The organism is Sphingomonas citricola, from assembly GCF_019429535.1.
Taxonomy (GTDB): Bacteria; Pseudomonadota; Alphaproteobacteria; order Sphingomonadales; family Sphingomonadaceae; genus Sphingomonas; species Sphingomonas citricola.
In genome coordinates this window covers 156,532-182,329 of sequence record NZ_JAHXZM010000005.1, presented here as the reverse complement: position 1 = coordinate 182,329, position 25,798 = coordinate 156,532, and the positions used below count along the sequence as shown (strand labels likewise).

Here is a 25,798-nt window from a genome sequence, read left to right as displayed (position 1 = left end):
GAGGCGTACGCGCGCGATACTAGGTGCGGCTTCATGGGTCGGGCGTCACTGGGGCCGGCGTCGCATCCCGGCCGGTGCTACAGCGGCGTTCCCACGACCACACAGGCGAGGAACATCAGCAGCCCCGCGAATCGGTTCGACCGGAACCGCGCGAGCGCTCCCGTCCCATCGTCGGGCCTGAGCGTAACTACCTGCCACGCCAGATGCCCCGCCACCGGCAGCAATGCCGCGAGCGCGAGCGGATCGGCGCGGACCTGCCACAAGGCCGCTGCCCATAGGACGATCGCCAGCGCGTAGCAGACGCCCACGCCGCCGCGCACGTGCCGCCCCATGCGCAGCGCCGAGGATCGGATGCCGACCAGCGCGTCGTCCTCGCGGTCCTGGATCGCGTAGACCGTGTCGTAGCCGACCACCCAGAAGATGCTGCCGGCGTAGAGCAGCGCGCCACCGGCGGCAAGCGATCCCCATGCCTCGGTCCACCCGACCAGCGCCGCCCAGGAGAAGACCAGCCCCAGCCACACCTGCGGCCACCAGGTGATGCGTTTCATGAACGGATAGGCCGCGACCGGCAAGATCGCCGCGACCGAGACGATCGCGGCGGGCAGGCGCAATTGCACCAGCACGATCAGCCCGACGAGGCAGAGCAGCAGCAGCCACACCCACGCCGCGCGTAGAGAGACCGCACCCGACGCGAGCGGCCGGTTGCGCGTCCGCGCGACGCTCGCATCGAGGTCGCGGTCGACGATGTCGTTGTAGACGCAGCCCGCGCCGCGCATCGCGATCGCGCCGACGAGCAGCCACAGGATCAAATCCCACCGCGCGACCGCGCCGCCCGCCAGCGCCACCGCCCAGGCGCCGGGCCAGAACAGCAGCCACCAGCCGATCGGCCGATCGAACCGCGCGAGCAATGCGAAACCGCGAAGGCCGCGCGGCAGCATCGCGACGAGCCCGCGATGCTCGCTGTCGGGCGTGGTCTCAGCGGCATTGGGTCCGCCAGCAAGGGACGGGTCGGCGTTCGGGGTGGGGGCGGCGTTCACCGGACCGTCCTATCGCCATTCGCGCCACACCGCCAACGGCTGACGCTGTAGGCGACGGCATGATGGTATATCTGGTCTGAAATCACTGCCTTAAATCGGGCCGATCGTATTACTATCTCGGCCCAATGAAGCGTCTGATCCTCGCCGCCCTCGCGGTCGCCGCGGCCTCGCCCGCGATCGCTGCCCCCGCCGCCAGCCCCGCCGGCACGTGGCGCAACGCACGTGACAGCGTCCGCATCCGCGTCGCCCCCTGCGGTGCGGGCTTGTGCGGCACCGTCGTCGCCGCCGACCAGCGCGCACGCGACGATGCCGCGGCCGGGGGCACCGATCGGCTGATCGGGACGCAATTGTTCCGCGATTTCCGTCGCGGCCCCGGCGGCGTGTGGCAGGGCACCGTCTTCGTCCCCGATCTGGGGCAGGAGTTCGACGGGACATTGTCGCTCGAGAACGCGAACACGCTCGTCGGCACCGGTTGCGTGCTGCCGGGATTGTGCAAGTCGCAGACCTGGACTCGCGTCGCTGCCAAGTGACGGGGCCGCGCGCGTCGTGCGCCGGTGACCATGATGGCGGATTACGCTATGCGGCACTCCGAATGCCGCACCGCTTCGCCCTTCCGTCGCCGCGGCGCTGCGTGACGCACCGGATCGCCCGGTAGATGGTCCATATCTCCGTCGCGATCGGTCGCTTCTTCGAGGCGCTGTTCTTCGCGATCGTGCGCGTTGCCGGGGTCGTGACGGGCGTGGTGCTGGGGGTTGCGCTCGCCGGCGCGATCCTGTTTCTCGGCGCGCGCTGGCTGATCGTGCGCGGACGGAGGAAATGATGGGAGCGACCCCTGCCTGGCCGCCGCGCTCGACCCCGCGGCTGTTCGTCGACGCGCCGCTCGCGGCGGGTCCGCTGACGCTGTCGGGACCGCAGGCGCATTATCTCGTCTCGGTCATGCGGATGAAGGCGGGCGACCCAGTCAAGCTGTTCGACGGCGTGAACGGCGAGTGGCTGGCGGTTGCCTCGCACGTGGCGCGCCGCGACGTGACGCTCGACGTGCAGCAGCAACTCGCCCCGCTCGAACACGTCCCCGACCTGTGGCTATGTGCCGCGCCACTCAAGAAGGGCCGCGTCGACTGGATGGCGGAGAAGGCGTGCGAGTTGGGCGTCGCGCGGCTCGTCCCCGTCCTCACGCGTCGAACCGTGGTCGACAAGCCCAATACCGAGCGGCTCGCCGCGCACATGGTCGAGGCGGCCGAGCAATGCGGCCGCACTGCGGTGCCCGCGGTCGTCGAACCGGTGAAGCTCAGCGCGCTGCTGCGCGACTGGCCCGCCGACCGCCACCTGTTCTTCGCCGACGAGCTGGGCGGCGCCCCCGCCGCCGAGGCGATGCGCAGCCGCCCGGGTTCGGCCGCGATCCTGATCGGCCCCGAAGGCGGCTTCGACGACGACGAACGCGCCGCGATCCGCGCGCTCGCGCAGGCGATCCCGATTGCACTCGGTCCCCGCATCCTGCGCGCCGACACCGCGGCGGCGGCGGCGATCGCGCTGTGGATGGCGTCGGCGGGTGACTGGCGGTAGCACAGCCGCCGTGACCGACTCGCACTATGAACACCAATATCTCGACCTCCTGCGCCGCGTCTGGGAGGAGGGCGACGAGCGTCGCGACCGTACTGGCGTCGGCACCCGCGCGATCTTCGGCCCGCAACTGCGCTTCTCGCTCGAAGGCGGCGCGGTGCCGCTCCTCACCACCAAGCGCGTCGCGTGGAAAACCGCCGCGCGCGAGATGCTGTGGTTCCTGACCGGCGACACCAACATCCGCGCCCTGGTCGAACAGAAGGTTCACATCTGGACTGACTGGCCGCTCGATCGTTACCGCCGCGCGACCGGCGATGAGGTGACCCGCGACGCGTTCGAGGCGCGCATCCTGTCCGACGACGATTTCGCGCGGGAGTGGGGTGATCTTGGCCCCGTCTACGGCAAGCAATGGGTCGACTGGCCGACCTACGAACCCGCTGGCGACGACCTCTACCGCCGCGGCGCAGGGGTCAACCAGATCGCCGAGCTGGTCGACGCGATCCGCACCAACCCGACCTCGCGGCGTTTGTTGTTTACCGGCTGGAACGTCGCCGAGTTGGGCGGAATGGCGCTGCCACCCTGCCACATGACGTACCAGTTCTTCGTCGCCAACGGCCGGCTGTCGGGGCTGTTGTGGCAGCGCTCATGCGATCTCGGGCTCGGCTTCGCGTTCAACGCCTTCTCTGCCGCGATGCTCGTCCACATGCTGGCGCAGCAATGCGACCTGCTGCCCGGCGAATTGGTGTGGAGCGGCGGCGACGCACACGTTTACCTGAACCACGAACATTTGGTGCGCGAACAACTGGCGCGCGCGCCCCGCGGGCATCCGCGGCTCGAACTGCTGCGCCGTCCGGGCTCGATCTTCGACTACCAGATCGATGATCTCCGCGTCGTCGATTACGATCCGCACCCGCACATCGCTGCGCCGGTCGCGGTGTAGGGGGAGGAAGCGATGCCATTCGACCTGAGCGGGCGCGTCGCGCTCATCACCGGCGCGTCCTCGGGGCTGGGTGCGCATTTCGCCGAGCTGTTCGTCGCGCGCGGCGCGCGTGTCGCGATCGGCGCGCGCCGCGTCGACCGGGTTCGGGCGCTCGCCGACCGGCTCGGCGATGCCGCGCTGCCGCTCGGCCTCGACGTGACCGACGAGGCGTCGATCGCCGCCGCTTATGACGCCGTCGAGGCGCATTTCGGCACCGTCGACACGATCGTCGCCAACGCGGGCCAGGCCAATCCCGGCCGCTCGACCGACTTGTCCGCCGACCTCATCCGGTCGACCGTCGACACCAACTTCACCGGGGTGTTCCTGACCGTCCGCGAGGGCGCGCGCCGCCTGATCGCGGCGGGTGCACGCGAGCGCGGGCACGGCCGCGTCGTGCTGATCGGGTCGATCACGTCGCATCAGACCGCGACCGGCGACGCCGCTTATGCCGCGTCGAAGGCCGCGGTCGCGCATCTGGGGCGCAATTTCGCGCGCGAGTGGGTGCGCGCGGGCATCAACGTCAACACGATCCAGCCCGGCTATATCCAGACCGAGATCAACGGCGACTGGTTCTCGACCGACGGCGGCCGCGCGCAGATCGCGGCGTGGCACCGTCGCCGGTTGCTCCCGATCGACGCGCTCGACGACATGCTGACGTTCTTCGCTTCCGACTCATCGGCGCACGTCACTGGCAGCGTGATCGACGTCGACGACGGGCAATCGCTGTGAGCGTCACTTTCGTCCTTGCCCGCGCGACGAACGGCGTGATCGGCGCGGGCGGCAAGCTGCCGTGGCACCTGCCCGCCGACCTGCGCCATTTCAAGGCGCTGACCACCGGGCGCGCGATGGTGATGGGGCGCAAGACGTTCGAGAGCTTTCCCGCCCCGCTTCCCGGTCGCCGCCACATCGTGCTGACGCGCGACCGTGGCTGGACGGCTGCGGGCGCGGAGGTGGTGCACGATCCCGCCGCCGCTTTGCGCATCGCGGGCGCACACGTCGCGGTGATCGGCGGCGCCGAGATCTTCGCGCTCTATTTGTCACGCGCCGACGCGATCGAGCTGACCGAGATCCACGTGGCGCCCGAGGGCGACGCGGTCGTGCCCGCGTTCACCGGCTGGCGCGAGGTGTCGCGTGAGGATCATTCGGCCGAGGGGACGCGCCCCGCCTACAGCTTCGTCCGGCTGGAGCGATGAGCGCCCGCGGACTTGCCGCCCGCCACCGCGCCCCCTAGAGCCCGCGTCATGGAGCGCCTCGACGGCAGCGCCCCGGTGCCGCCGCATCTCGCCGGCGGCGTCGTCGCGCTCGGCAATTTCGACGGATTTCACCTCGGCCACCAGGCGGTCGTCGCGCGCGCGGTCGAGCGTGCGCGTGCCGCGGGCCGCCCCGCGCTCGTCGCCACCTTCGATCCACACCCGGTTCGCTTCTTCCGCCCCGACACCGCGCCGTTCCGCCTCTCCACGCTCGACCAGCGCGAGCGGTTGTTCGCCGCCGCGGGTGCCGACGCGACCGTCGTATTCTCGTTCGACGCCGCCTTTGCCGCACTGACGGCCGAGCAATTCGTGGACGAGCGGCTGGTCGATCGCCTCCGGGTTGCGGGCGTCGTCACCGGCGGGGATTTCACTTTCGGCAAGGGCAAGGTCGGCGACGTGGCGGCTCTCGCCGCGTACGGCGACGCGCTCGGCTTCACTGCCGAGACGGTTGGTGCGGTCGCGCTCGGTGGTGAGACGGTGTCGTCGACCCGCATCCGCGCGTTGCTGCGCGCGGGCGATCCCGCGGGCGCGGCACGGCTGCTCACGCGCCCGTTCGCGATTGAGGGGGTGGTGCAGCACGGCGACAAGGTCGGCCGCACGATCGGCTATCCCACCGCCAACCTAGACATGGGCAAGTATTTGCGCCCCGCCTACGGCATCTACGCGGTACGCGGGCGTCTCGCCGACGGGCGCGTGCTGAACGGCGCGGCCAACCTCGGCATCCGCCCGCAGTTCGAGCCGCCGAAGGAATTGCTCGAACCCTATTTCTTCGATTTCTCCGGCGACCTCTATGGCGAGTGTATCGAGGTCGAACTGATCGAATTCCTGCGACCCGAGGCGAAATTCGACAGCCTCGACGCCCTGATGGCGCAGATGGACGCCGACTGCGCGCGCGCCCGCGAGATCCTGGAGCGCTGACCCACGACATGCGTTAGCGCGGGCATGACCACCCTCGTCCCCGTTCTCGGCGATCAATTAACCCCGACGCTCTCTTCGCTCGCCGCCGCGGACAAGGCCGACACGGTCGTGCTGATGATGGAGGTCGCCGACGAGACGACCTACGTCCGCCATCACCAGCAGAAGATCGCGTTCATCCTCTCCGCGATGCGCCATCATGCCGCGGCACTGCGCGAGGCGGGGTGGCAAGTCGATTACGTCCGCCTAGACGACCCCGACAACACCGGCAGCTTCACCAGCGAGGTGGCGCGCGCGGTCGAGCGTCACGCCCCCGATCGTATCGTCGTGACCGAGGCGGGCGAGTGGCGCGTGCGGGCGATGCTCGACGCGTGGGAGACGATGTTCGGCGTGCCCGTCGCCATCCTGACCGACGACCGCTTCATCGCGACGCATGCCGATTTCGAGGCCTGGGCCGCGTCGCGCAAGGTGCTGACGATGGAGTATTTCTATCGCGCGATGCGTCAACGCACCGGCGTGCTGATGGACGGCAAGGACCCAGTTGGTGGACAGTGGAACTTCGACAAGGAGAATCGCAAGCCGGCGAACAAGGATCTGTTCATGCCGCAACCGCTGGCGTTCAAGCCCGACGCAGTGACACGGGAGGTTTTAGACCTCGTCGCTGCGCGCTTCGCCGATCATCCCGGCACGCTCGACGGGTTCGACTATGCCGTCACCGCCGAGGACGCCGGGCGCCAGGCTGATACCTTCTTCGCGCACGCGCTGGAGAGATTCGGCGATTACGAGGACGCGATGCTGACCGGCGAGCGCCATTTGTGGCACTCGATCCTCTCGCCCTATCTGAACGCCGGGCTCCTCGATCCGCTCGACCTGTGCCGCCGTGCCGAGGCGGCGTATCGCGCGGGCAAGGCGCCGATCAACTCGGTCGAGGGATACGTCCGCCAAATCCTCGGTTGGCGAGAGTATATGCGCGGCGTCTACTGGCGCGAGGGGCCGGATTACGTCGAGCGCAATTACTTCGGGAACACGCGCCCGTTGCCCGACTGGTACTGGACCGGCGACACCGACATGCATTGCTTGCGCGAAGCGCTCGGCCAGACGCTCGCCACCGCGCACGCGCATCATATCCAGCGGTTGATGGTCACGGGCAATTTCGCGCTGCTGATCGGCGCCGACCCGAAGGCGGTCCACCTCTGGTATCTCGAAGTCTATATCGACGCGTACGAGTGGGTCGAGCTGCCCAACACGCTCGGCATGAGCCAGTTCGGCGACGGCGGGCTGCTCGGCTCGAAGCCCTACGCGGCGTCGGGTGCGTACATCAACCGCATGTCCGATTACTGCGCGCACTGCCGCTACGACGTGAAAAAGCGCGTCGGCGAGGATGCCTGCCCGTTCAACGCGCTCTACTGGGACTTTCTCGCGCGCAACGCGGACAAATTGCGCCCCAATCCCCGCATGGCGATGCCCTACCGCACGTGGGACAAGTTGAAGCCGGAGGCGCAGGAGGAGACGCGCGCGCAGGCGGCGGCGTTTCTCGACCGGCTCGACGCGAGTGGCCCGCCCTATTGAGCGTGATCGCCGGAAAAAGGAGTCGGGTCGCGCGCGCAACCCACCACTGGCGTCACCCCCGCGCCCCGCTATGCTGGCGCGCATGGACCCGCTCGTTTCCACCCAGTGGCTCGCCGAACATCTGGGCGACCGCGACCTGCGCGTCGCCGACGCAACCTATCACGTCAACCTTCCGGGTGAGCCCGATCGCGACGCGGCGGCCGAGTTCGAGAGCGGCCACGTGCCCGGCGCGGTGTTCATGGACCTCGCCGGTTTCTCCGACCCCGACAGTTCGCTCCCCTCGACGATGCCGAGCGCGGCGCGTTTCGCCAGCCGGATGGCGCGGGCAGGGCTCGGCGACGGGTTGCGGATCGTCCTCTACGACGATGCCTCGCACCACACCGCGGCGCGCGCCTGGGTGATGCTGCGTGCGTTCGGGTTCACCGACGTCGCGATCCTCGACGGTGGCCTCGCGAAATGGCGCGCCGAGGCGCGACCGCTCGAAACCGGTGAACACGTCGTCCGCCCACGCCACGCGACCCCGCGCGAGCAGGGCCACGGCATCGCCGACATGCAAAAGGTCTGCGCCGCGCTCGACACCGATACGCAGATCGTCGACGCGCGCGGGCAGGCGCGCTTCACCGGCGCGGAGGCCGATCCCCGGCCGGGCGTCGCCCCCGGCCACATCCCCGGCGCGCGCAACCTGCCGTACAAGGGCGTGTTCAACCCCGACGGCACGTGGAAGCGCGGTGATGCGCTGCGCGATGCCTTCGCCGCCGCGGGCGTCGATCCGACACGCCCGATGGTGATGACGTGCGGATCGGGCATCACCGCCAGCGTGCTCGCGTTCGCCGCGCACCTGCTGGGGCAGGAGGCGGCGGTGTACGACGGCAGCTGGACCGAATGGGGCGCCGATCCGTCCACCCCCAAGGCGACGGGTGACGCATGAGCGGCGGCACCCACGATCTCGGCCTCGGCACCCGCGTCGTCACCGCCGGTCGCCGCCCCGAATGGACCGCGGGCGTCGTCAACACGCCGGTCTGGCGCGCGTCGACGATCCTTTACGACGATGTCGCGCACCTGCGCGCGAGCGGGGCGACCGACACGCACCACCGCCTGTTCTACGGCCGCCGCGGGACGCCGACGCAGTGGAGCCTCGCCGACGCGCTGACTGCGCTCGAGCCCGGCGCGGAGGGGACGTTCCTCTACCCGTCCGGCGTCGCCGCGATCGCCGCGTGCCTGATGGCGGTGCTGTCACCGGGCGACGAGCTGCTCGTCCCCGACAGCGCGTATGATCCGACGCGGTCGATGGCGACCGGGCTGCTGCGCCGTTTCGGCATCACCGCGCGCTTCTACGATCCGCTCGTCGGTGCGGGTATCGCCGAGCTGATCGGTCCCGCAACACGCGCGATCTTCATAGAATCGCCCGGCAGCCTGACCTTCGAGGTGCAGGACGTGCCCGCGATCGTCGCAGTCGCGCAGGCGCGCGGGCTGGCGACGATCGTCGACAACACCTGGGCGACGCCGCTGTTCTTCCCCGCGATCGCCAAGGGCGTCGATTATTCGATCCTCGCTTGCACGAAGTACGTCGTCGGCCATTCCGACGTCATGCTCGGTTCGGTCACCGCCGCCCCCGGCCGCTTTGCAGCCTTGCGCGACACGAGCTTCCAGCTCGGGCAGGTCACCGGCCCCGACGACGCCTGGCTCGGCAGCAGGGGCCTGCGCACCATGTCGGTGCGGCTCCGCCAGCATCAGGCGAGCGCGCTCGAGATCGCGCGCTGGCTCGACGCGCGCCCCGAGGTATCGCGCGTCCTCCACCCCGCGCTTTCGTCATGCCCCGGACACGAGACATTCGCGCGCGACTTCCTCGGCTCGTCGGGGCTGTTCTCGTTCGCGCTCGAGGGTGGCGACGAGCGCGCGCGCGCCGCGCTGATCGACACGCTCGACCATTTCGGCATCGGCTATAGCTGGGGCGGGTATGAGAGCCTTGCGCTGCCGGTCGACCCCGCGCGCTATCGCACCGCAACCAGACCCGATTTTGCCGGGCCGCTGGTGCGGCTGCAGATCGGGCTGGAGGATGCGGGCGACCTCATCGCCGATCTCGACCGCGGCCTCGCGGCGTTCCGCATCGCGCGAGGGTGAGGCAGGAGCTGAGGCGCTTCCGGCATGGCTAAGCGGGACGGGACGCTCGCGGCGCTCTTCCCGTCCAGCGAGGTTTCGTAACGTGATCCGGTGGCGGCGACGATGCGCCGCGCCGTTTACGGCTGCGGCGTCGGGGTCGCGGCGGGCGAGGGGGCGGTCGCCTGCGTCGCGCCGGCCTGTGCACCGCCCGCGACCGCGCGCGCGCCCTGACCGTCGCCCTGCGGCGCGGCGATGATGTCGCGCGTTGTCTGGCCCTTGTCGATCACGTTGGTCTGCGGATCGCCGACCGCGCTGCGGATACCGGGCTGCGCGACGTCGCCACCTGCCTGATCGACTACGCCCGCCTCGGCCTGGCTGCGCGGTGCGGGGGTGCCGAACAGTGCCTCCAGCGTCTGGCCCTGCGTGTTCGTCCCCTGCGTGCGTGCGGCACCCGGCTGCGGCGGCACCAGCGAGAAATCGGGCGGGATCACCAGCGGCGCCTGGCGCGCGACCGCGAATTCGTCGGGCCGTGCGCGGTCGTACCCGCGCTTGCCGCACGCCGACAGCGACGCCACCGCGGCGAGTGCCGCGCCCACGACCACCAACTTACGCATGTACGTTCTCCGAGGAATTCTTCGCAATCTCGTCCGGCTTGTCGCGGATCACGAGCGCGCGCACCAGCAGAATCAGCACGCCGATCGTAATCGCCGCGTCGGCGATGTTGAAGACGAGGAACGGTCGCCACTCGCCAAAGTGCAAGTCGGCGAAATCGACCACGTAGCCCAGCCGGACGCGATCGAGGATGTTGCCGATCGCGCCGCCCAGCACCAGCCCGAGCGCGAGCTGGTCGCCGCGCTTGGGTTCGCGCCACATCCACACCGCCACCGCGATCGCGATCGCGGCGGTGAACGCGACCAGCACCCAGCGCGTCGTCGCCGTCTCCGCACGCAGAAGCCCAAGCGACACGCCGTTGTTCTGCACGAAGCGCAGGTCGAAGATCGGCAGGATCGTGCGCGACGCGCCGAGGAAGTTCAGCCCGAGCGGCCCGGTGACGAGCCACTTCACCAGTTGATCGACCACCAGCACGATGGCGGCGAGCACCAGTCCCGCGCGCGGCGTCACCCGCGTCATGCCGCCACCTCGGCCACGACCTGCTCACAACGCGCACACAGGTCGCCGTCCTCGTCCACCTCGGGCAGGTGCCGCCAGCAGCGCCCGCACTTGTGGTAATCGGTCCGCGCGACGTCGACCGTGCCCGCCTCGCTCACCTTCGCGACGATGAACACCTCGGCGAGCGCGTCGGCGGGCAGCGGAGCCTCGGGCACCGTTACCTCTGCCTCCAGGCTCGATCGCACCGTCTTCTCGCGCCTGAGCGGCTCGATCGCCTCGGTCACGCGCTCACGAAGCTTGCGCACCTCGTGCCAGCGCTGCGCGATATCCTCCGCCGCCTGCTCGGGCAGTTCGGGCCATTCGAGCAGGTGGACCGACGTTTCAGCGTCGGGGAAGCGTGCCTGCCACACCTCCTCGGCGGTGAACACCAGCACCGGGGCCGCGTAGCGGACAAGCGCGTGGAACAAGGTGTCGAGCACGGTCCGGTACGCGCGCCGCTTCACGTCGCTGGCTGCGTCGCAGTAGAGCGAGTCCTTGCGTACGTCGAAGAAGAACGCCGACAGATCCTCGTTGCAGAAATCGGTCAGCGCGCGGGTGTAGCGGTTGAACTCGAACGCGTCCACTGCGCTACGCAGCTCCAAGTCGAGCTTATGGAGCAGGTGGAGCACGTAGCGCTCGAGCTCGGGCATGTCCGCCACCGCGACGCGCTCGTCGTCGGTGAAGCCGTCGAGTGCGCCGAGCAGGTAGCGGAACGTGTTGCGCAGCTTGCGATACGCGTCCGACGCGGTCGCCAGCACTTCCTTGCCGATCCGGATGTCGTCGAAATAATCGGTCGACACCGCCCACAGCCGCAGGATGTCCGCGCCGCTCTCGCCGATGATCTTGAGCGGATCGACGACGTTGCCGAGCGATTTGGACATCTTGCGCCCCTTGCCGTCGAGCGCGAAGCCGTGCGTCAGCACCGCGTCGTACGGCGCACGCCCGCGCGTGCCGCAGCTTTCCAGCAGCGACGACTGGAACCAGCCGCGATGCTGGTCCGACCCTTCGACGTACAGGTTGGCGCGCGTGCCCTCTCCGTAGCGCGCCTCGACGACGAAGGCGTGGGTCGAGCCTGAGTCGAACCACACGTCGAGGATGTCGTTGACCGGCTCGTATTCGGCCAGGTCATATTGATCACCAAGCAACTGCTGGTGGTCGGCGGTGAACCACGCGTCCGCGCCGCCTGCCTTGAACGCATCGAGGATGCGCGCGTTGACCGCAGCGTCGGCGAGATACTGACCCGTAGCACGGTGGACGTAGAGCGCGATCGGCACGCCCCAGGCACGCTGGCGCGAGATCACCCAGTCGGGGCGTCCCTCGACCATCGCGGTGATGCGGTTCTCGGCGCGCGCCGGCACCCAGCGCGTCCGCGCGATCGCGTCGAGCGCGAGGTTGCGCAGGGTGGGGGCATTGTCGCCGCCAATGCCCTCTCCCCGCTGGGGAGAGGGTTGGGAGAGGGGCTGCGCGCCACGGTCCGCCTGATCCTGCTCCCCCGCGATCCCCGCCGCACGCGCCTGACCCGCCGGCACGTCCATCGGGATGAACCATTGCGGCGTCGCGCGCTGGATCACCTTCGCCTTCGAGCGCCACGAATGCGGGTAGGAGTGCTTGAAATCGTCCGACGCCGCCAGCAGCGCCCCCGCCGCGCGCAGGTCGGCGCAGATCGGGCCCTCGGCCGACACGAACTTCTTGTTGATGACGCTACCCTGGCCGCCCAGCCACGCCCAGTCCGCGCGGTAGAAGCCCGCGCCGTCGACCGCGAATACCGGCTCGATCCCGTACTGCTTGCACAGCAGGAAGTCGTCCTCGCCGTGGTCGGGCGCCATGTGGACGAGCCCGGTGCCGGCGTCGGTGGTCACGAAGTCGCCCGGCAGCAACGGTCGCGGCTTGGCGAAGAATCCGCCGAGGTGATGCATCGGGTGACGGGCGAGCGCGCCGGCGAGTTGCGAGCCTGAGACCTGTCGATCAGCGATCTTCCGCAGATCGGAGACATCATCGTCGATCGAGTCTGGAACTGTCGTTAGACTTAGCCCTGAGCGCTGCTCGAACTGCTCCTTTAAATCAAAAGCTAGCAGGAAGCGCCGTCCGTTTTCATCTTGGAAGACGTGGTAATGTACATCCTCCCCGTACGCCAACGCCTGGTTGACCGGGATCGTCCACGGCGTCGTCGTCCAGATGACCGCGTGCGCGCCGACCAGCTCGGGCGCGTTGGGCGCCTCCGTGATCTCGAACGCCACGTCGATCTGCGTCGACACTACGTCCTCATATTCAACCTCGGCCTCGGCGAGCGCGGTCTTCTCGACCGGGCTCCACATCACCGGCTTCGCGCCGCGATAGAGCTGGCCACTCTCTGCAAACTTCAACAGCTCGCCCGCGATCGTCGCCTCGGCCTCGTACTTCATCGTCAGATACGGGTCCGCCCAGTCGCCCATCACGCCCAGACGCTGGAACTCGTCCGCCTGCACCGCGACCCATTTGTTGGCGTAGGCGCGGCATTCGGCGCGGAACTGGTCGACCGGCACCTGGTCCTTGTCGAGCTTCTTCGCGCGATAGGCTTCCTCGACCTTCCACTCGATCGGCAGGCCGTGGCAATCCCAGCCGGGCACGTAGGGCGCGTCGTATCCCATCAGCGAACGGCTGCGGACGATCACATCCTTCAGCACCTTGTTCATCGCGTGGCCCATGTGGATGTCGCCGTTGGCGTAGGGCGGGCCGTCGTGCAGGATCCAGCGCTCGCGCCCGGCACGCTCGTGGCGCAGCCGGTCGTACAGCCCCATCTGCTGCCACCGCGCGAGGATCGCGGGCTCCTTCTGCGCGAGCCCTGCCTTCATCGGGAAATCAGTCTTCGGCAGGAAGACGGTGTCGCGCCAGTCGCGCTTGGTGTCGGGTTGGTCGGCCATGATCGGCGAGCGCCTTAGCGCGAGCCGTGCCGCGAAACAAACGGGCAGGTGACGCGGGCGGCAGCGGTTCCTATCTGGCGCGCATGACGCTCGCTCCCACCCATCTCGGTCAGCCGGTCCCGCTCCCCACCTCGCCGGAGGAGGCGGTGCTCGACTACGTCCCCAACCCGCGCCCGCAGCAGACCTATCTGATCCGCTTCACCCAGCCCGAGTTCACCTCGCTGTGCCCGGTGACGAGCCAGCCCGATTTCGCGCACCTCGTGATCGACTACGTACCCGACGAGACGATCGTCGAGTCGAAGTCGCTCAAGCTCTTCCTCGGCTCCTTCCGCAACCACAATGCGTTTCACGAGGATTGCACCGTCGGCATCGGTGAGCGGCTGTTCCGCGAGATGCGGCCGCGCTGGCTGCGCATCGGCGGTTACTGGTACCCGCGCGGCGGCATGCCGATCGACGTGTTCTGGCAATCGGGCACGCCGCCCGAGGGGCTGTGGCTGCCCGATCAGGGCGTTCCGGGCTACCGCGGGCGCGGCTAACGTTCTGCCATCTGGTAGAAATGTCTTGTTGCGCTGCAATAAATGCCAGTGCAACCAAACTGCCATCTGCCCGTTGATGAAGCCAAGCGGTGGTCCGTCATGACGGCTGCGGGTTCAGCAAAGGTAGAAGGATGAAGCAGTCGGTCGAGCCGGGCGCGGTCAAGCACATCGCCCTGATCGGGAATTTCCTGCCGCGTAAGTGCGGCATCGCCACGTTCACGACCGACACGTACGAGGCCCTGCGAAAGCGTTATCCCGACCTGCGCGTCGACGTCTACGCGATGGACGACCATCCCGGCCGCTACGATTATCCCGAGGCGGTGACCGCCGCGATCCCGCAACACGACCGCGCCGCCTATATCGCGACCGCGCGCGCAATCGAGGCGAGCGGCGCGCAGGCGCTGTGGATTCAGCACGAATACGGCATCTACGGTGGCGACGCGGGCGCGCACATCCTCGAACTGATCGACCGCACCACCGTGCCCTTGATCGTGACGCTCCACACCGTGCTCGAAAAACCCGGCACGCAGGAGCGCGCGGTGCTCGAGGGGCTGCTGCGCCGCGCCGCCAAGGTGATCGTCATGGCCGAGCGCGGTCGCGACATCCTGCAGCGCGTTTACGGCGCCAACCCGTCGTCGATCTCGGTCATCCCGCACGGCGTTCCCGACCGCACTTTCGTCTCGCCCGACACGTTCAAGGCGCGCTTCGGCTGGCAGGGCAAGCGCATCATCCTGACCTTCGGACTGCTCAGCCCCGGCAAGGGGATCGAGACGGTGATCGAGGCGATGCCCGCGGTCGTCGCGAAACACCCCGACGCGGCCTATGTCGTGCTCGGCGCGACGCACCCCAGCCTCGTCGCGCACGAGGGCGAGGCGTATCGCGACCGGTTGAAGGCGCTGGCGGCCGACCTGGGCGTCGATCACAACGTCGCGTTCATCGACGCCTTCGTCGATCACGACGACCTGATCGATTATCTCCAGGCCGCCGACATCTACGCGACGCCGTATCTCAACCCCGCGCAGATTACGAGCGGCACGCTCTCCTACGCGGTCGGCGTCGGCAAGGCGGTGGTATCCACGCCCTACGTTCACGCGACCGAGATCCTGGCCGACGGCCACGGCGTTCTCGTCGATTTCAAGGATGTCGCCGCGTTCGCGCGCGAGATCAACGACCTGCTCGGCAGCGAGCGCAACCTGGGCAGACTCTCGCAGCGCGCCTATGCACGGGGGCGTACGATGATCTGGCCCGCCGTCGCGGAGAAGGCCATGACCGAAGTCGCACGCAGCATCAACGCGCAGCCCAAACGCCTGTCGGCGGGTGCGGCCGCGGACCCAAAGGTGCTGGCCCCCGATCTCGCCGCGGTTGAGCGGATGAGCGACTCGACAGGGATGCTCCAGCATTCGATCTTCTCGATCCCCGACCGCCGCCACGGCTATTGCATCGACGACAACGCCCGCGCGCTCATCCTGATGAGCCAGATGGCCGACGTCGACCCGATCGTGCGCGACAAGTGGGTCACGATCTACGCCTCGTTCGTGCAATATGCCTGGAACCCCGATCGCCGGCGCTTCCGCAACTTCATGAACTTCGACCGGACCTGGTGCGAGGACGTGGGATCGGAGGATTCGAACGGCCGCACGCTCTGGGCGCTCGGCGTCACCGCGCGCGATGCGGCAGAGCCCAAGCACCGCGACTGGGCGACGATGATGTTTGACATGACCGCGAGCCTCGCGTTCGAACTCGGCAGCCCGCGCGCGCAGTCGTTCGCGATGCTGGGCGCAGCCGCCATGCTGCAGGCATCGCCCAACCACCCGCTCGCGACCGAGATACTGGAGCGGTTCCCCGACCAGCATCTGGCGCTGCTCGACGCGGCGCGCCGGCCCGAATGGGGCTGGTTCGAGATCGTGCTGGCATACGATAACGCGCGCCTGCCCGAGGGATTGATCCGCGCGGGCAAGGCGCTCGGGCGGCAGGATTTGATCGATTGCGGGATCGAGACGCTGACCTGGATCATGACCAAGCAGACCTCGCCCGAGGGGCATTTCCGCGCGGTCGGCTCGGAAAGCTTCGGCCGTGTCTACGCCGAACCCTTGCCCTACGACCAGCAGCCGCTCGAGGCGCAGGCGACTGTCGAGGCATGCGCCGCGGCGTTCGACGCGACCGGTGACCGTCGCTGGCTCGCCGAGGCGACGCGCGCATACAACTGGTTCTTGGGCGCCAACGACCTCGATCTGCCGCTCGCGACCGCGAAGGACGGCGGCTGCTTCGACGGGTTGATGCCTGCCGGGCTCAACCGCAACCAGGGCGCGGAGAGCATTCTCGCGCTCCAATTGGCGAGTTGCGCGATTTCGGGGCTTTCAAAGCGGGCGGCAGGCGTGGCAGGGAAGGCGCGCGTCGCCGCATGATCCATGATGCGGTGCGCATCGCACAGACGAGTTAATCGCGAGGCGTATTCCCGTTGAACCTGTTTAATCACCGGCTGCGTCTGCACGCCGACCCTTCGCGCGTCGTGGTGCGGCCGTTCCATATCGGCTGGCTCGCCAATGGCAGTGGTATCAGCCGGTCGCAGCGGCTGATCAACGAAGTGCTCGAGATGGACGCGCAGCAGACGCGCGACCAGCTCGACCTCGTGCTCAAGGATTTCGAGGCACGCCATTGGCAGACGCGACGCGTCTTCATGACGCGCTACGACGAGATCGCCTCGGCGCACGGGCTCGACGGCAGCCGGATCGACGACGAGAAGCGTCAGCTGATCGGCGCCTATTTCTGTCACGAATACAGCTACGCCGCTGCCGCGCTGATGAACCCCAGCGCGGTGCCGCACCCCGATCAGTCGGGCATGTCACCGGGATCGCAGCGTATTCTGATCAGCCTGCGCTCGGTCGGGGAGGGGCATATTTCCTCCGTCGCGTTCCGCGAGGGCATCATCGGCGAGGACAACGAACTGAAGCTCGCGCCCGAGCCACCGTTCGCAACCTCGGCTGACGCGGTCGGCAACGACGAGGAGGAGCCGCCCGTCGGCCCCGTCACTGTCTATCGCCACCGCGACAGCACGCTGTCGGGCACCGTCATCTTCCCGATCACCGACGCGCAGTCGAAGGGGCTGGAGGACCTCCGCCTCGTCCACTTCACGCACGACGACGGCGAGGTCGAGTGGCTCGGCACCTATACCGCGTACAACGGCGCGACGATCCAGTCGGAACTGCTGCGCACGCGCGATTTCCGCGCCTTCGATCTCGTGCCGATGACGGGCACTGCCGCGCGCAACAAGGGCATCGCGCTCTTCCCGCGCAAGGTCGGCGGACGCTATCTGTCGATCGGGCGGCAGGACGGCGAAAATCTCTACCTGCTCTCGACCGACGACCTGACGCACTGGGACGACGGGCAATTGATTTTGAAGCCCGAATATCCGTGGGAGTTCGTCCAGATCGGCAATTGCGGCCCGCCGATCGAGATCGACGAGGGCTGGCTGCTGCTGACGCACGGCGTCGGCGCGATGCGCAAATATTCGATCGGCGCGGCACTGCTCGACAAGGACGATCCGTCAAAGGTGATCGGCCGCACGCAGCAGCCGATCCTCGCCGCCGCCGATCAGGATCGCGAGGGTTATGTCCCGAACGTCGTCTACACCTGCGGCGCGATGCGGCACGGCGACAAATTGTTCATGCCCTACGGCATCGCGGACAGCTCGGTCGGCTTCGCCTTCGTCGAGATCGCGGAGCTGTTGAAGGCGATGTGATCGGTCCGGCCTCGCCCCCGTCGGGGCGGGGCCGCCACGTCAGAAGACGGTATATCCCCCGTCGATGACGAGCGAATCGCCGGTGTGAAAGCGCGACGCGTCGCTCACCAGATAGACCGCGACGCCGCCGAAATCCGCGGGCTCGCCCCAGCGGCGCACGGGCACGCGGGCGATGACGCGTTCGTTGAACTTCTCGTTTTCCTGCAGACTGCCGGTCATGTCGGAGCGGACCCAGCCCGGCAGCACCGCATTCGCGCGCACGCCGAAGCGGGCATATTCCACCGCGATCCCGCGGATCATCGACAGCACCGCGCCCTTGCTGGCGGCATAGGCCTGGTTGCGCGGCGCGCCGTGGATCGCACTGGTCGACGAGGTGACGATCAGCGACCCGCCCGGATCACCCGCCTCGGCGCGCGTGCGCATGTGACGCGCAGCCGCGCGCAGCGTCCAGAACACCCCGTCCAGATTGACCGCGAGGACGCGTCGCCACGTCTCGGTCGGGAACTGGTCGAACGCGGGGGCGCTTTTCCCCGTACCCGCATTTGCCGCGACGAAGTCGAGCCGCCCCATGCGCGCCACCACGTCGGCAATCCCCGCCTCGACCGCCTGCTCATCGGTGACGTCGACCGCCACTGCCGCCACGCGACGCCCGTGCGCGGCGAGCTGCGCCTCGGCGGCGGCGTTCTTCGCCGGGTTGTTGCCCCAGATCACGACGTCCGCGCCGGCCTGCGCCAGCGCGTCCGCCATGCCGAGCCCGATCCCGCCGTTACCGCCGGTGATCAGCGCGACCCTGCCCGTCAGATCGAAGGGGGCGTACGCCATCGATGCTCTCCCACTCTTTCGTTGAGCGCGAGCCTAGCCGATCATTCGGCGAGCGCAATTCGCCTAGCCGCGGATCGTATAATCGGCGAGCGCGCTCCAGTCGCGCATCTCCATTCCGGCGTCGATCGCGCGCTCCATCTGCCCGCGCACCGCGTCGAGCATCGGCAGCGCGCGGCCCGATGCCTCCCCCGCCGCGGTCGCGAGGCGCAGGTCCTTCAACCCCAGCTTCATGACGAAGCCCGGCTCGAAATCACCGTCCACGATCTTGCCGCCGTAGGTGTGGAACGCGGGGCAGCCGAACAACGTGCCCGTTGCGATCTCGAGGAAATCGGCGCGCGACAGCCCGTGCGCCTCGGTCAGCGTCATCGCCTCGCCCAGCGCCTCGATCGTCATCGCGATCAGCATGTTGCCCGCGACCTTGGCGGCGTTCGCTTGGCTCGGTTCCTCGCCGAGCACGAAGGTGCGCTGCCCGATCGCGTCGAGCAGCGGACGAACGCGCGCCACCGCGTCGTGCTTGCCCGCCGCGACGACGTTGAGCTTCGCCGCCGCTGCCGCGTCGGGCCGCCCGAACACTGGCGCGGACACGTAACCGAGCCCCGCTGCCTCATGCGCCGCGGCGAGTTCGCGCGCGAACTCGACCGCGATCGTCGCGCTGACGACATGGACCAGCCCCGGTCGCGCCCGCGCGAGCAGTCCGGCGTCGAGGATGACCTGCCGGATCGCGGCATCGTCGGCGAGCATGGTGAACACGACCTCGGCATCGAACGCGTCCGCGGCGTCGCCCACCACCTCGATCTCCGGCAACTCGTCCGCGTCGACCGCGGAGCGGTTCCACGCGCGGACGCGGTGTCCCGCCGCCGCCAGGTTGCGCGCCATGCCGATGCCCATCCGGCCCAAGCCGACAAAACCGATGTCCATGTTCGTCTTCCCACGTGTCCGATCTGATCCTGCGGGCGCGAACGCTTCAGGGAGCCGCGCGGTTCTACGGCCCGCCCGGTCCCGTGGCCGGCACGTCGCCGGGACGCGCGCCTGCGTCGCGCCGCGACAGTAGGTGCCACGCGACCAGCACCGGCTCGAGCACCGCGAGCCCGACCGCGATCCCCGCGAGCCGCGCGAGCGCGGGCGCGACCGCCGCCTGCTCGATCCGGTCGGGCACCAGCGTCACCAGCACCGCGAGCACGAACTGCGTGCCGACATAGCTTTGCGCGCGCCAGCCGTTCTCCGCCAGCCGCCCGGCCGCGACCCCCGCTGCCACCGCGAGCATCAGCACCCCCGTCGAGACGTGGAGCAGCAGCACCACGCCGGCATAGCCAGCGCCCGCGACGCAGCCGAGCACGCGCTGCCCCAGCCGCGCTGATACCGGTCGCAATCCGCCCGCGCGCAAACCCGTCAACGGCACCATCATCACCGCGAGGATCGTGACCGCGCCCTGCGCGATCTCGGGCACGTCGACCGCTTGCGCGATCCACGGCAGCAGCGCGACCGCGACGCTGCCCTGCGCCGCGTGCCGCCACGCATCGGGGTGCCACGGCTGGCGCACCGCCCGCGCGGCCGCGGCGGCGGGCCACCAGCGCCGGAGCGTCAGCGTCGAGGCGAGACTGACGAGCACGCAGGCGAGCGTGCCGACCGCGACCTCGAGCACGCGCGTCGCGACCAGCGCGCGCAGCGCGGCACCGGAGTGTTCGGCGGCGTCCAGCACGATCATCGCGAAGGTCGCCGCGACGAACAGCCACGCATAGGCGCGCTTGGCGGTCAGCGCGGCGTAGAGCGTCGGCAGCGTCACCGCCGCCAGCGCCAGCGACATCGTGGCCGGTCCGCGCGTCGCCCACGGCACCAGCGCGAGCGCGAGCGCGGCGCCGACGCTCGTCCCGACGATCCGCAACAGCCCGCGCAGCATCGTCTCCGACACGTGCCCGCGCATCACCATATAGCCCGAGAACGCCGCCCAGCTGACGTTTCGCGCGCCCGTCCAGTGCGCCAGCGTGATCGCGAGCAGGACCGAGACGACGCACTCGATCGCGTCGACCCGCCGCGCGTCGAGCGGCACGCGGGCGAGGCGCGCGTTCACGCGCGATCGAGGGGCAGGCGGGAGACCATGACCGACACAATCACCCGTGCCGGGACTCGATCCGCAGCGCGGGGTCGGCCCATCGCTCTCTTGCCAAGACGACGGGGCAACGCGGACCCTATGCCCCAGCCCGTCGCAAGCAAGGCGGGCAACGCATCATCGCGTTGCGCCGCCGCACGTCCCTCTCCTTTAAAAAGAAGGGCGCGGCCCCCGCCGTTGCCTCAAACGTCGAGGTTCGCCACCGACAGCGCATTGTCCTGGATGAACTCGCGTCGCGGCTCGACGACGTCGCCCATCAGGCGCGTGAAGATGTCGTCCGCCGCGTCCGCCGCCGCAATCTCGACGCGCAGCATCGAGCGGTTCGACGGGTCGAGCGTCGTTTCCCACAGCTGCTCGGCATTCATCTCGCCCAGCCCCTTGTAGCGCTGGATCGACAACCCGCGCCGCCCAGCGAGCAGGATCGCGTCGAGCAGTTGCGACGGCCGCGCGACAAGGGTTTCCCCCTTGCCGAGTGTTACCGTCTCCTCGCCATTCTCGTCGGTCTGCTCGGCATCGACCGGCGTCTCGACCGCCTCGGCCGCACCGCGCGACGATCGCACCAGCTTCGCCGCCTGCGCGTAGGCGTCGGCCTGCTCGGTGGCGAGCGTGTGCATCTTGCGCGCCTCTGCCGAGGCGATGAACGCCGCCTCGACGATATGATGGTCGGTGACGCCGCGCCACAGCCGCTGAAAGTGGATGCCGCCTTCTTCGGTGACCTGCGCGCTCCACGTTGCCTGCGTGTCGCCCTGGTCGAGCCGGCGCGTCACCTCGGCGACCGCCGCCACGCGCGCCTCGCGCGACGCCTCGGGGTCGAGCGCGCCGCCGAGCGCCAGCGTCTCGATGATCGCGGGGTCGTACCGGCGCGGCACGTAGCGCATCAGCGTCCGCATCCGCCGTGCGTGATCAACCAGCACGCGCAGGTCGGCATCGAAACGCGTGCCGCCCGCCGTCTCCAGCATCGTCGCCGCGACGCCCGCCTCGACCAGATATTCGTCGAGCGCGGCATCGTCCTTCAGATACACTTCGCTCCTCGCCTTGGTCGCTTTGTAGAGCGGCGGCTGCGCGATGTAGAGGTGCCCCGCCTCGATGATCTCGGGCATCTGGCGGTAGAAAAACGTCAGCAGCAGCGTGCGGATGTGCGCGCCGTCGACGTCGGCGTCGGTCATGATGACGATCTTGTGATAACGCAGCTTGGCGAGGTTGAAGTCGTCGCGCCCGATGCCCGTGCCCATCGCCTGGATCAGCGTGCCGATCTCGCGGCTGGCGAGCATCCGGTCGAAGCGCGCGCGCTCGACGTTTAGGATCTTGCCCCGAAGCGGCAGGATCGCCTGGAAATGCCGATCGCGGCCCTGCTTGGCCGAACCGCCCGCGGAATCGCCCTCGACGAGGAACAGCTCGGACTTGGCCGGATCGCGCTCCTGACAGTCGGCGAGCTTGCCGGGCAGGCTGGCGATGTCCATCACGCCCTTGCGCCGGGTCAACTCGCGCGCCTTCTTCGCCGCCTCGCGCGCGGCGGCGGCGTCGATCACCTTGCCGATGATCGCGCGGCCGTGTGCCGGATTCTCCTCCAGCCATTCGGCGAGCTTGTCCGCCATCAGGCTTTCCAGCGGCTGGCGCACCTCGGAGCTGACGAGCTTGTCCTTGGTCTGCGACGAGAATTTGGGGTCGGGAAGCTTGACCGAGACGATCGCGGTCAGTCCCTCGCGCATGTCGTCGCCGGTCAGCGTGACCTTCTCCTTCTTGAGAAGCCCCGTCTTGTCGGCGTAATTGTTGAGCGTGCGCGTCAGCGCCGCGCGGAACGCCGCGATATGCGTGCCGCCGTCGCGCTGGGGGATGTTGTTGGTGAAAGCCAGCACGTTCTCGTAATAACTGTCGTTCCACTCGAGCGCGACGTCGATGCCGACATCGTCGCGGCTGCCGTTGATCGCGATCGGCTCGGGCATCAGCGCGGTCTTGTTGCGGTCGAGATACTTCACGAACGCCGCGATCCCGCCTTCGTAGAACAGCTCCACCGACTTGGGCTCCTCGTGCCGCGCGTCGGTGAGGAACAGCCGCACGCCCGAATTGAGGAAGGCGAGTTCGCGGTAGCGGTGCTCAAGCTTCTCGAAATCGAATTCGGTGATCTTGAACGTCGAGGGCGAGGGTAGAAACGTGACGCGCGTACCCTTCTGCCCCTCGGCCGCGGGGCCTACGACCTTCAAGGGCGCGACCGCGTCGCCGTGCGCGAACCGCATGTAATGTTCCTGGCCCTCGCGCCAGATCGTGAGATCGAGAAACTCCGACAGCGCGTTCACCACCGACACGCCGACGCCGTGCAGGCCGCCCGACACCTTGTAGGCGTTGGTGTCGCTGGTGTTCTCGAACTTACCCCCGGCGTGGAGCTGAGTCATGATGACCTCGGCCGCCGATACGCCTTCCTCGGGGTGGATCCCGGTCGGGATGCCGCGGCCGTTGTCGGTCACGCTGACCGATCCGTCGGCGTTCAGCTGGATGTCGATCCGATCGCAATGCCCCGCCAGCGCCTCGTCGATCGCGTTGTCGGACACCTCGAACACCATGTGGTGCAGACCCGACCCGTCGTCGGTATCACCGATGTACATGCCCGGACGCTTGCGCACCGCGTCGAGGCCTTTCAGCACCTTGATCGAGGAGGCGCCATATTCGTTGGAATTGCTGTTCTGCGGATCGCTTGCCATATCAAGCATGTAGGGATTTCGCGCCCGAAACGGAAGCGAAATGGCGCGTTTCCGTGCCCGTCGGGCAGGCCGCTCCCACCCCTGGCGCGGGGCGGGAGCGCCGTATCGATCAGTAGCGCGCGAACTCGCTCGCGCGGCGACCCAGCAGCGTCACCTCGACGCGGCGGTTCTGCCGCATCCCCGCCGCGGTTGCGTTGCTCGCGACCGGATCGCGCTCGCCGTGCCCGACGACCGAGAAACGCGCGCGCGTCACGCCCATCTGGTCGAACGCCGCTCGGACGCTCGCCGCCCGCCGTTCCGACAGGTCCTGGTTGTGCGCATCGGTGCCGCGCGAATCGGTGAAGCCGTCGATCGCGACGCGCACCCCCGGATTGTCGCGCAGATAGCCCGCCAGCGGGCGCAGCTTCTCGATCGCGCCGGGACGCAGCCGGTCGCTGTCGGTCGCGAACAGCACATCCTCCTGCAGCGTCAGCGTCGCGCCGCGCGGGGTCTGGCGGAAGCCGTAATCGTGCATCGCGCGGCGATCCCACCGGCCCGGGCCGCCCGGCACCACGCGCGTTTCCTCGATCACGGTCACGCGGTCGGCGGCGGGCCAGGCGTAGCGTGCGCGGTTCGGGCCGGCGACGCGCAGGAACGCCTCGTTCGCGGCCTCCGCCTCGCGCGGCTGGACGCGGCCGTCGCGATTGAAGTCGAAGTTGCGCATCACGAACGCCTGCCCGCGCGGGGAGCGGCGCAGTTCGGGCACCAGCAGCCCGACGCCGGCTCCGACCAGGCGATAGTCACCGGGCCGATAATCCCAGCGCCCCTGCGCCGACGCGGGCGCGGTGGCGAGGGTGGCGGCAAGCGTCGCGGATGCGGCGACGAGAAGCGACAGATGTTTCACGCGTTCAACTCCTGAATAACCCCCGGGCTCGCGAACGCGTATCGACCGATTCGGTTTAACCTGGGTTGGCCGGAATCGTCAGGCGTCGTTCAGGCGCTCGGACGAGGTCACAGGCGGCAGCGCGCGATCGCGCAGCGACAGGAAGCATCCCCCGGCACCCAGCAGCGCCACCGCACCGACGATCAGCGCAGCATCGTAATTGCCCGTCAGGTCGTGCAGCCGCCCGAACCCGATGATGCCGATCGCGGTACCGATCAGCGTCAGCGGGATCGCGCTGCCGTAGATCTCGCCGAACGCGCGCAATCCGAACAGTCGCGCGGCAAGGAACGGCAGCAGGTCGTTCTCCGCGCCGTTCATCAATCCGGCGAGGAACACGAGCACGAATGCGATCGCGAGGTTCGACGATCCCCAGGCGAGCGCGACGAACGCGAGCGCGGAGACGATCGCGAAGACCGCGGCGGCGGGCTGCGGGCGGACCCGGTCGATCAACGCGCCGATCAGCAATCGCCCCGCGATCGCACTGGCGCCGAAACTGGTCAGGAGGACCGCTGCCTCGCCGCTGCTCAGCCCCATCTCGAGCCCCAGCGGGACGATCTGCGTGACGAGCCCGGTGGTCGCTAGATTGACCAGCATCGCGCCGCCGACGACGCACCAGAACCGCGGATCGCGCCGCGCCTCCCCCGCAGACATGCCCTCGACCACCAACGGCGGCTGCCCGTGGTCGACGATCGTCGGCTTGGCGAGCACCGAGGTCGGGCGGATCACCAGCAGGATCAACGGCAGCGCGAGCGCGCTCGCGATCGATAGCGCGACGAACCCGCGTCGCCAGCCCCAGACGTCGATCACGCGTCCGAGTGCAGGTGCGGCTACGATCGTCATCACCGCGAGGCCAGAGGTCGCGATCGCGAGCGCGGTGCCGCGATGCTGCTCGAACCGCAGCGCGATCATCTTGCCGTAGACGAGGCTGCTCGTGCCCGGCACCGCGAGCACCAGCAGCACGACGCACGCCTGATAATGCCAGATCGCGCCGCCGACGCTCGCCAGCAGCAGATATGCGACTACCAGAACCGCGGAGGACGCGACGATCACCGGGCGCACGCCGACGCGGTCGGCGACGCGTCCGACGAACGGCGCGATCAGCGCTCCGATCAGCGCGAGCCCGGCCGCAGTGGAGATGTCGCCGCGCGACCAGCCGAACTCACGCTCCAGCCCCGGCGTGAACAGGCTCGACAGATTCTGGTACAGCCCCGGTCCGAACCCCGCGCCCAGCAGCGCCGCGAGCACGACGCGCCAGCCCCGGCGCCATTCGGACCGCGTGTGCGCGTCGGCACCGGGCGATGGCGAAGCGGGAAGGGGGTGATCAGCGCGGATGACGCGTCACCGCAGATGGTGGCGGGCCACGGCGGCAGGGCGAAACCTCGGTCATGCGCGCTCACCCCCGTTCACCCTGTCGCACCGCGTCGGTCGCGATGGTCTGATCGATAGGTCAACCGGCGCCGGCCGCGATCCGTTCCGCCTGGCACGTTTCCCCGCGTCGCTCGATCGACCCGCACGGC

General features: G+C 68.9%; 23 protein-coding genes. 13 read left to right on the top strand and 10 right to left on the bottom strand.

The genetic code is table 11. The features are described 5' to 3' along the window. Window positions 1-77: 77 nt before the first annotated feature. On the bottom strand, window positions 78-938 hold the full coding sequence (ubiA, locus tag KZ810_RS13655) for a 4-hydroxybenzoate octaprenyltransferase (protein WP_219769779.1): 861 nt from the start codon (window positions 936-938) through the stop codon (window positions 78-80). 224 nt (window positions 939-1,162) lie between these two features. Between ubiA and KZ810_RS13650 the strand changes: the two genes are divergently transcribed. The 10 genes from KZ810_RS13650 (at window position 1,163) to metC (ending at window position 9,431) form a co-directional block, all read left to right on the top strand. After that, window positions 1,163-1,567, top strand: a complete 405-nt coding sequence (locus tag KZ810_RS13650; RefSeq protein WP_219769664.1) for a DUF2147 domain-containing protein — start codon at window positions 1,163-1,165, stop codon at window positions 1,565-1,567. Between the two features lie 125 nt (window positions 1,568-1,692). Next, a complete protein-coding gene (locus tag KZ810_RS13645) occupies window positions 1,693-1,857 on the top strand; it encodes a hypothetical protein (RefSeq protein WP_219769663.1) in 165 nt (54 codons plus the stop codon). Continuing rightward, window positions 1,857-2,600, top strand: coding sequence for a 16S rRNA (uracil(1498)-N(3))-methyltransferase (locus tag KZ810_RS13640; protein ID WP_219769662.1), 744 nt, complete (start codon window positions 1,857-1,859; stop codon window positions 2,598-2,600). Before KZ810_RS13645 ends, KZ810_RS13640 begins: the two co-directional genes overlap by 1 nt. A 10-nt stretch (window positions 2,601-2,610) precedes the next feature. After that, window positions 2,611-3,537, top strand: a complete 927-nt coding sequence (gene thyA, locus KZ810_RS13635; protein WP_308461556.1) for a thymidylate synthase — start codon at window positions 2,611-2,613, stop codon at window positions 3,535-3,537. Window positions 3,538-3,549: 12 nt separating this feature from the next. Next, entirely contained in the window at window positions 3,550-4,305 is a 756-nt protein-coding gene (locus KZ810_RS13630; RefSeq protein WP_219769660.1) for an SDR family NAD(P)-dependent oxidoreductase, read from the top strand. Continuing rightward, the gene (locus KZ810_RS13625; RefSeq protein WP_219769659.1) at window positions 4,302-4,769 is read left to right on the top strand and encodes a dihydrofolate reductase; all 468 of its coding nucleotides are present in this window, start codon (window positions 4,302-4,304) and stop codon (window positions 4,767-4,769) included. Before KZ810_RS13630 ends, KZ810_RS13625 begins: the two co-directional genes overlap by 4 nt. Window positions 4,770-4,817: 48 nt before the next feature. Then, complete coding sequence (locus tag KZ810_RS13620; RefSeq protein ID WP_219769658.1) at window positions 4,818-5,744, top strand: bifunctional riboflavin kinase/FAD synthetase; 927 nt, start codon at window positions 4,818-4,820, stop codon at window positions 5,742-5,744. Window positions 5,745-5,768: 24 nt separating this feature from the next. After that, on the top strand, window positions 5,769-7,310 hold the full coding sequence (locus KZ810_RS13615) for a cryptochrome/photolyase family protein (protein WP_219769657.1): 1,542 nt from the start codon (window positions 5,769-5,771) through the stop codon (window positions 7,308-7,310). A gap of 82 nt (window positions 7,311-7,392) precedes the next feature. Then, window positions 7,393-8,238 (top strand): sulfurtransferase, encoded by an 846-nt coding sequence (locus KZ810_RS13610; protein WP_219769656.1) that lies wholly within the window; start codon window positions 7,393-7,395, stop codon window positions 8,236-8,238. After that, entirely contained in the window at window positions 8,235-9,431 is a 1,197-nt protein-coding gene (gene metC / locus KZ810_RS13605) for a cystathionine beta-lyase (RefSeq protein ID WP_219769655.1), read from the top strand. The genes KZ810_RS13610 and metC overlap by 4 nt, the downstream gene beginning before the upstream one ends. A gap of 116 nt (window positions 9,432-9,547) precedes the next feature. Here metC and KZ810_RS13600 read toward each other — a convergent pair whose 3' ends face one another. The 3 genes from KZ810_RS13600 to ileS are packed head-to-tail and all read right to left on the bottom strand — an operon-like array spanning window position 9,548 to window position 13,459. Continuing rightward, complete coding sequence (locus tag KZ810_RS13600) at window positions 9,548-10,024, bottom strand: DUF3035 domain-containing protein (protein ID WP_219769654.1); 477 nt, start codon at window positions 10,022-10,024, stop codon at window positions 9,548-9,550. Beyond that, a complete protein-coding gene (lspA, locus tag KZ810_RS13595; protein WP_219769653.1) occupies window positions 10,017-10,541 on the bottom strand; it encodes a signal peptidase II in 525 nt (174 codons plus the stop codon). Before lspA ends, KZ810_RS13600 begins: the two co-directional genes overlap by 8 nt. After that, window positions 10,538-13,459, bottom strand: coding sequence for an isoleucine--tRNA ligase (gene ileS, locus KZ810_RS13590; RefSeq protein WP_219769652.1), 2,922 nt, complete (start codon window positions 13,457-13,459; stop codon window positions 10,538-10,540). The genes lspA and ileS overlap by 4 nt, the downstream gene beginning before the upstream one ends. Window positions 13,460-13,542: 83 nt before the next feature. Between ileS and queF the strand changes: the two genes are divergently transcribed. The 3 genes from queF (at window position 13,543) to KZ810_RS13575 (ending at window position 17,734) form a co-directional block, all read left to right on the top strand. Next, on the top strand, window positions 13,543-13,995 hold the full coding sequence (gene queF / locus KZ810_RS13585) for a preQ(1) synthase (protein WP_219769651.1): 453 nt from the start codon (window positions 13,543-13,545) through the stop codon (window positions 13,993-13,995). 131 nt (window positions 13,996-14,126) lie between these two features. Continuing rightward, window positions 14,127-16,400 (top strand): glycosyltransferase, encoded by a 2,274-nt coding sequence (locus tag KZ810_RS13580; protein WP_219769650.1) that lies wholly within the window; start codon window positions 14,127-14,129, stop codon window positions 16,398-16,400. 53 nt (window positions 16,401-16,453) lie between these two features. Continuing rightward, entirely contained in the window at window positions 16,454-17,734 is a 1,281-nt protein-coding gene (locus KZ810_RS13575; RefSeq protein ID WP_219769649.1) for a glycoside hydrolase family 130 protein, read from the top strand. A gap of 39 nt (window positions 17,735-17,773) precedes the next feature. On the opposite strand, the gene KZ810_RS13570 is transcribed toward KZ810_RS13575, so the two are convergent. The 6 genes from KZ810_RS13570 to KZ810_RS13545 form a co-directional block, all read right to left on the bottom strand. After that, a complete protein-coding gene (locus tag KZ810_RS13570) occupies window positions 17,774-18,556 on the bottom strand; it encodes an SDR family NAD(P)-dependent oxidoreductase (RefSeq protein WP_219769648.1) in 783 nt (260 codons plus the stop codon). A 63-nt stretch (window positions 18,557-18,619) separates the two neighbouring features. Beyond that, window positions 18,620-19,474 (bottom strand): NAD(P)-dependent oxidoreductase, encoded by an 855-nt coding sequence (locus KZ810_RS13565; RefSeq protein ID WP_219769647.1) that lies wholly within the window; start codon window positions 19,472-19,474, stop codon window positions 18,620-18,622. A gap of 64 nt (window positions 19,475-19,538) precedes the next feature. Then, a complete protein-coding gene (locus KZ810_RS13560) occupies window positions 19,539-20,624 on the bottom strand; it encodes an FUSC family protein (RefSeq protein WP_219769646.1) in 1,086 nt (361 codons plus the stop codon). Window positions 20,625-20,845: 221 nt separating this feature from the next. Beyond that, on the bottom strand, window positions 20,846-23,359 hold the full coding sequence (gene gyrB / locus KZ810_RS13555; RefSeq protein ID WP_219769778.1) for a DNA topoisomerase (ATP-hydrolyzing) subunit B: 2,514 nt from the start codon (window positions 23,357-23,359) through the stop codon (window positions 20,846-20,848). Between the two features lie 109 nt (window positions 23,360-23,468). Beyond that, window positions 23,469-24,242, bottom strand: coding sequence for an OmpA family protein (locus KZ810_RS13550; protein WP_219769645.1), 774 nt, complete (start codon window positions 24,240-24,242; stop codon window positions 23,469-23,471). Window positions 24,243-24,320: 78 nt separating this feature from the next. Beyond that, entirely contained in the window at window positions 24,321-25,526 is a 1,206-nt protein-coding gene (locus tag KZ810_RS13545) for an MFS transporter (RefSeq protein WP_219769644.1), read from the bottom strand. Window positions 25,527-25,798: the final 272 nt, after the last annotated feature.

Excerpts from the sequence above, each read along its gene's own strand:
- ubiA (WP_219769779.1), bottom strand. The coding sequence starts at position 938 with ATGCTGCCGCGCGGCCTTCGCGGTTTCGCATTGCTCGCGCGGTTCGAT.
- KZ810_RS13650 (WP_219769664.1), top strand. The coding sequence starts at position 1,163 with ATGAAGCGTCTGATCCTCGCCGCCCTCGCGGTCGCCGCGGCCTCGCCC.
- KZ810_RS13645 (WP_219769663.1), top strand. The coding sequence starts at position 1,693 with ATGGTCCATATCTCCGTCGCGATCGGTCGCTTCTTCGAGGCGCTGTTC.
- KZ810_RS13640 (WP_219769662.1), top strand. The coding sequence starts at position 1,857 with ATGGGAGCGACCCCTGCCTGGCCGCCGCGCTCGACCCCGCGGCTGTTC.
- KZ810_RS13630 (WP_219769660.1), top strand. The coding sequence starts at position 3,550 with ATGCCATTCGACCTGAGCGGGCGCGTCGCGCTCATCACCGGCGCGTCC.
- KZ810_RS13620 (WP_219769658.1), top strand. The coding sequence starts at position 4,818 with ATGGAGCGCCTCGACGGCAGCGCCCCGGTGCCGCCGCATCTCGCCGGC.
- KZ810_RS13615 (WP_219769657.1), top strand. The coding sequence starts at position 5,769 with ATGACCACCCTCGTCCCCGTTCTCGGCGATCAATTAACCCCGACGCTC.
- KZ810_RS13610 (WP_219769656.1), top strand. The coding sequence starts at position 7,393 with ATGGACCCGCTCGTTTCCACCCAGTGGCTCGCCGAACATCTGGGCGAC.
- metC (WP_219769655.1), top strand. The coding sequence starts at position 8,235 with ATGAGCGGCGGCACCCACGATCTCGGCCTCGGCACCCGCGTCGTCACC.
- KZ810_RS13600 (WP_219769654.1), bottom strand. The coding sequence starts at position 10,024 with ATGCGTAAGTTGGTGGTCGTGGGCGCGGCACTCGCCGCGGTGGCGTCG.
- lspA (WP_219769653.1), bottom strand. The coding sequence starts at position 10,541 with ATGACGCGGGTGACGCCGCGCGCGGGACTGGTGCTCGCCGCCATCGTG.
- ileS (WP_219769652.1), bottom strand. The coding sequence starts at position 13,459 with ATGGCCGACCAACCCGACACCAAGCGCGACTGGCGCGACACCGTCTTC.
- queF (WP_219769651.1), top strand. The coding sequence starts at position 13,543 with ATGACGCTCGCTCCCACCCATCTCGGTCAGCCGGTCCCGCTCCCCACC.
- KZ810_RS13580 (WP_219769650.1), top strand. The coding sequence starts at position 14,127 with ATGAAGCAGTCGGTCGAGCCGGGCGCGGTCAAGCACATCGCCCTGATC.
- KZ810_RS13570 (WP_219769648.1), bottom strand. The coding sequence starts at position 18,556 with ATGGCGTACGCCCCCTTCGATCTGACGGGCAGGGTCGCGCTGATCACC.
- KZ810_RS13565 (WP_219769647.1), bottom strand. The coding sequence starts at position 19,474 with ATGGACATCGGTTTTGTCGGCTTGGGCCGGATGGGCATCGGCATGGCG.
- gyrB (WP_219769778.1), bottom strand. The coding sequence starts at position 23,359 with ATGGCAAGCGATCCGCAGAACAGCAATTCCAACGAATATGGCGCCTCC.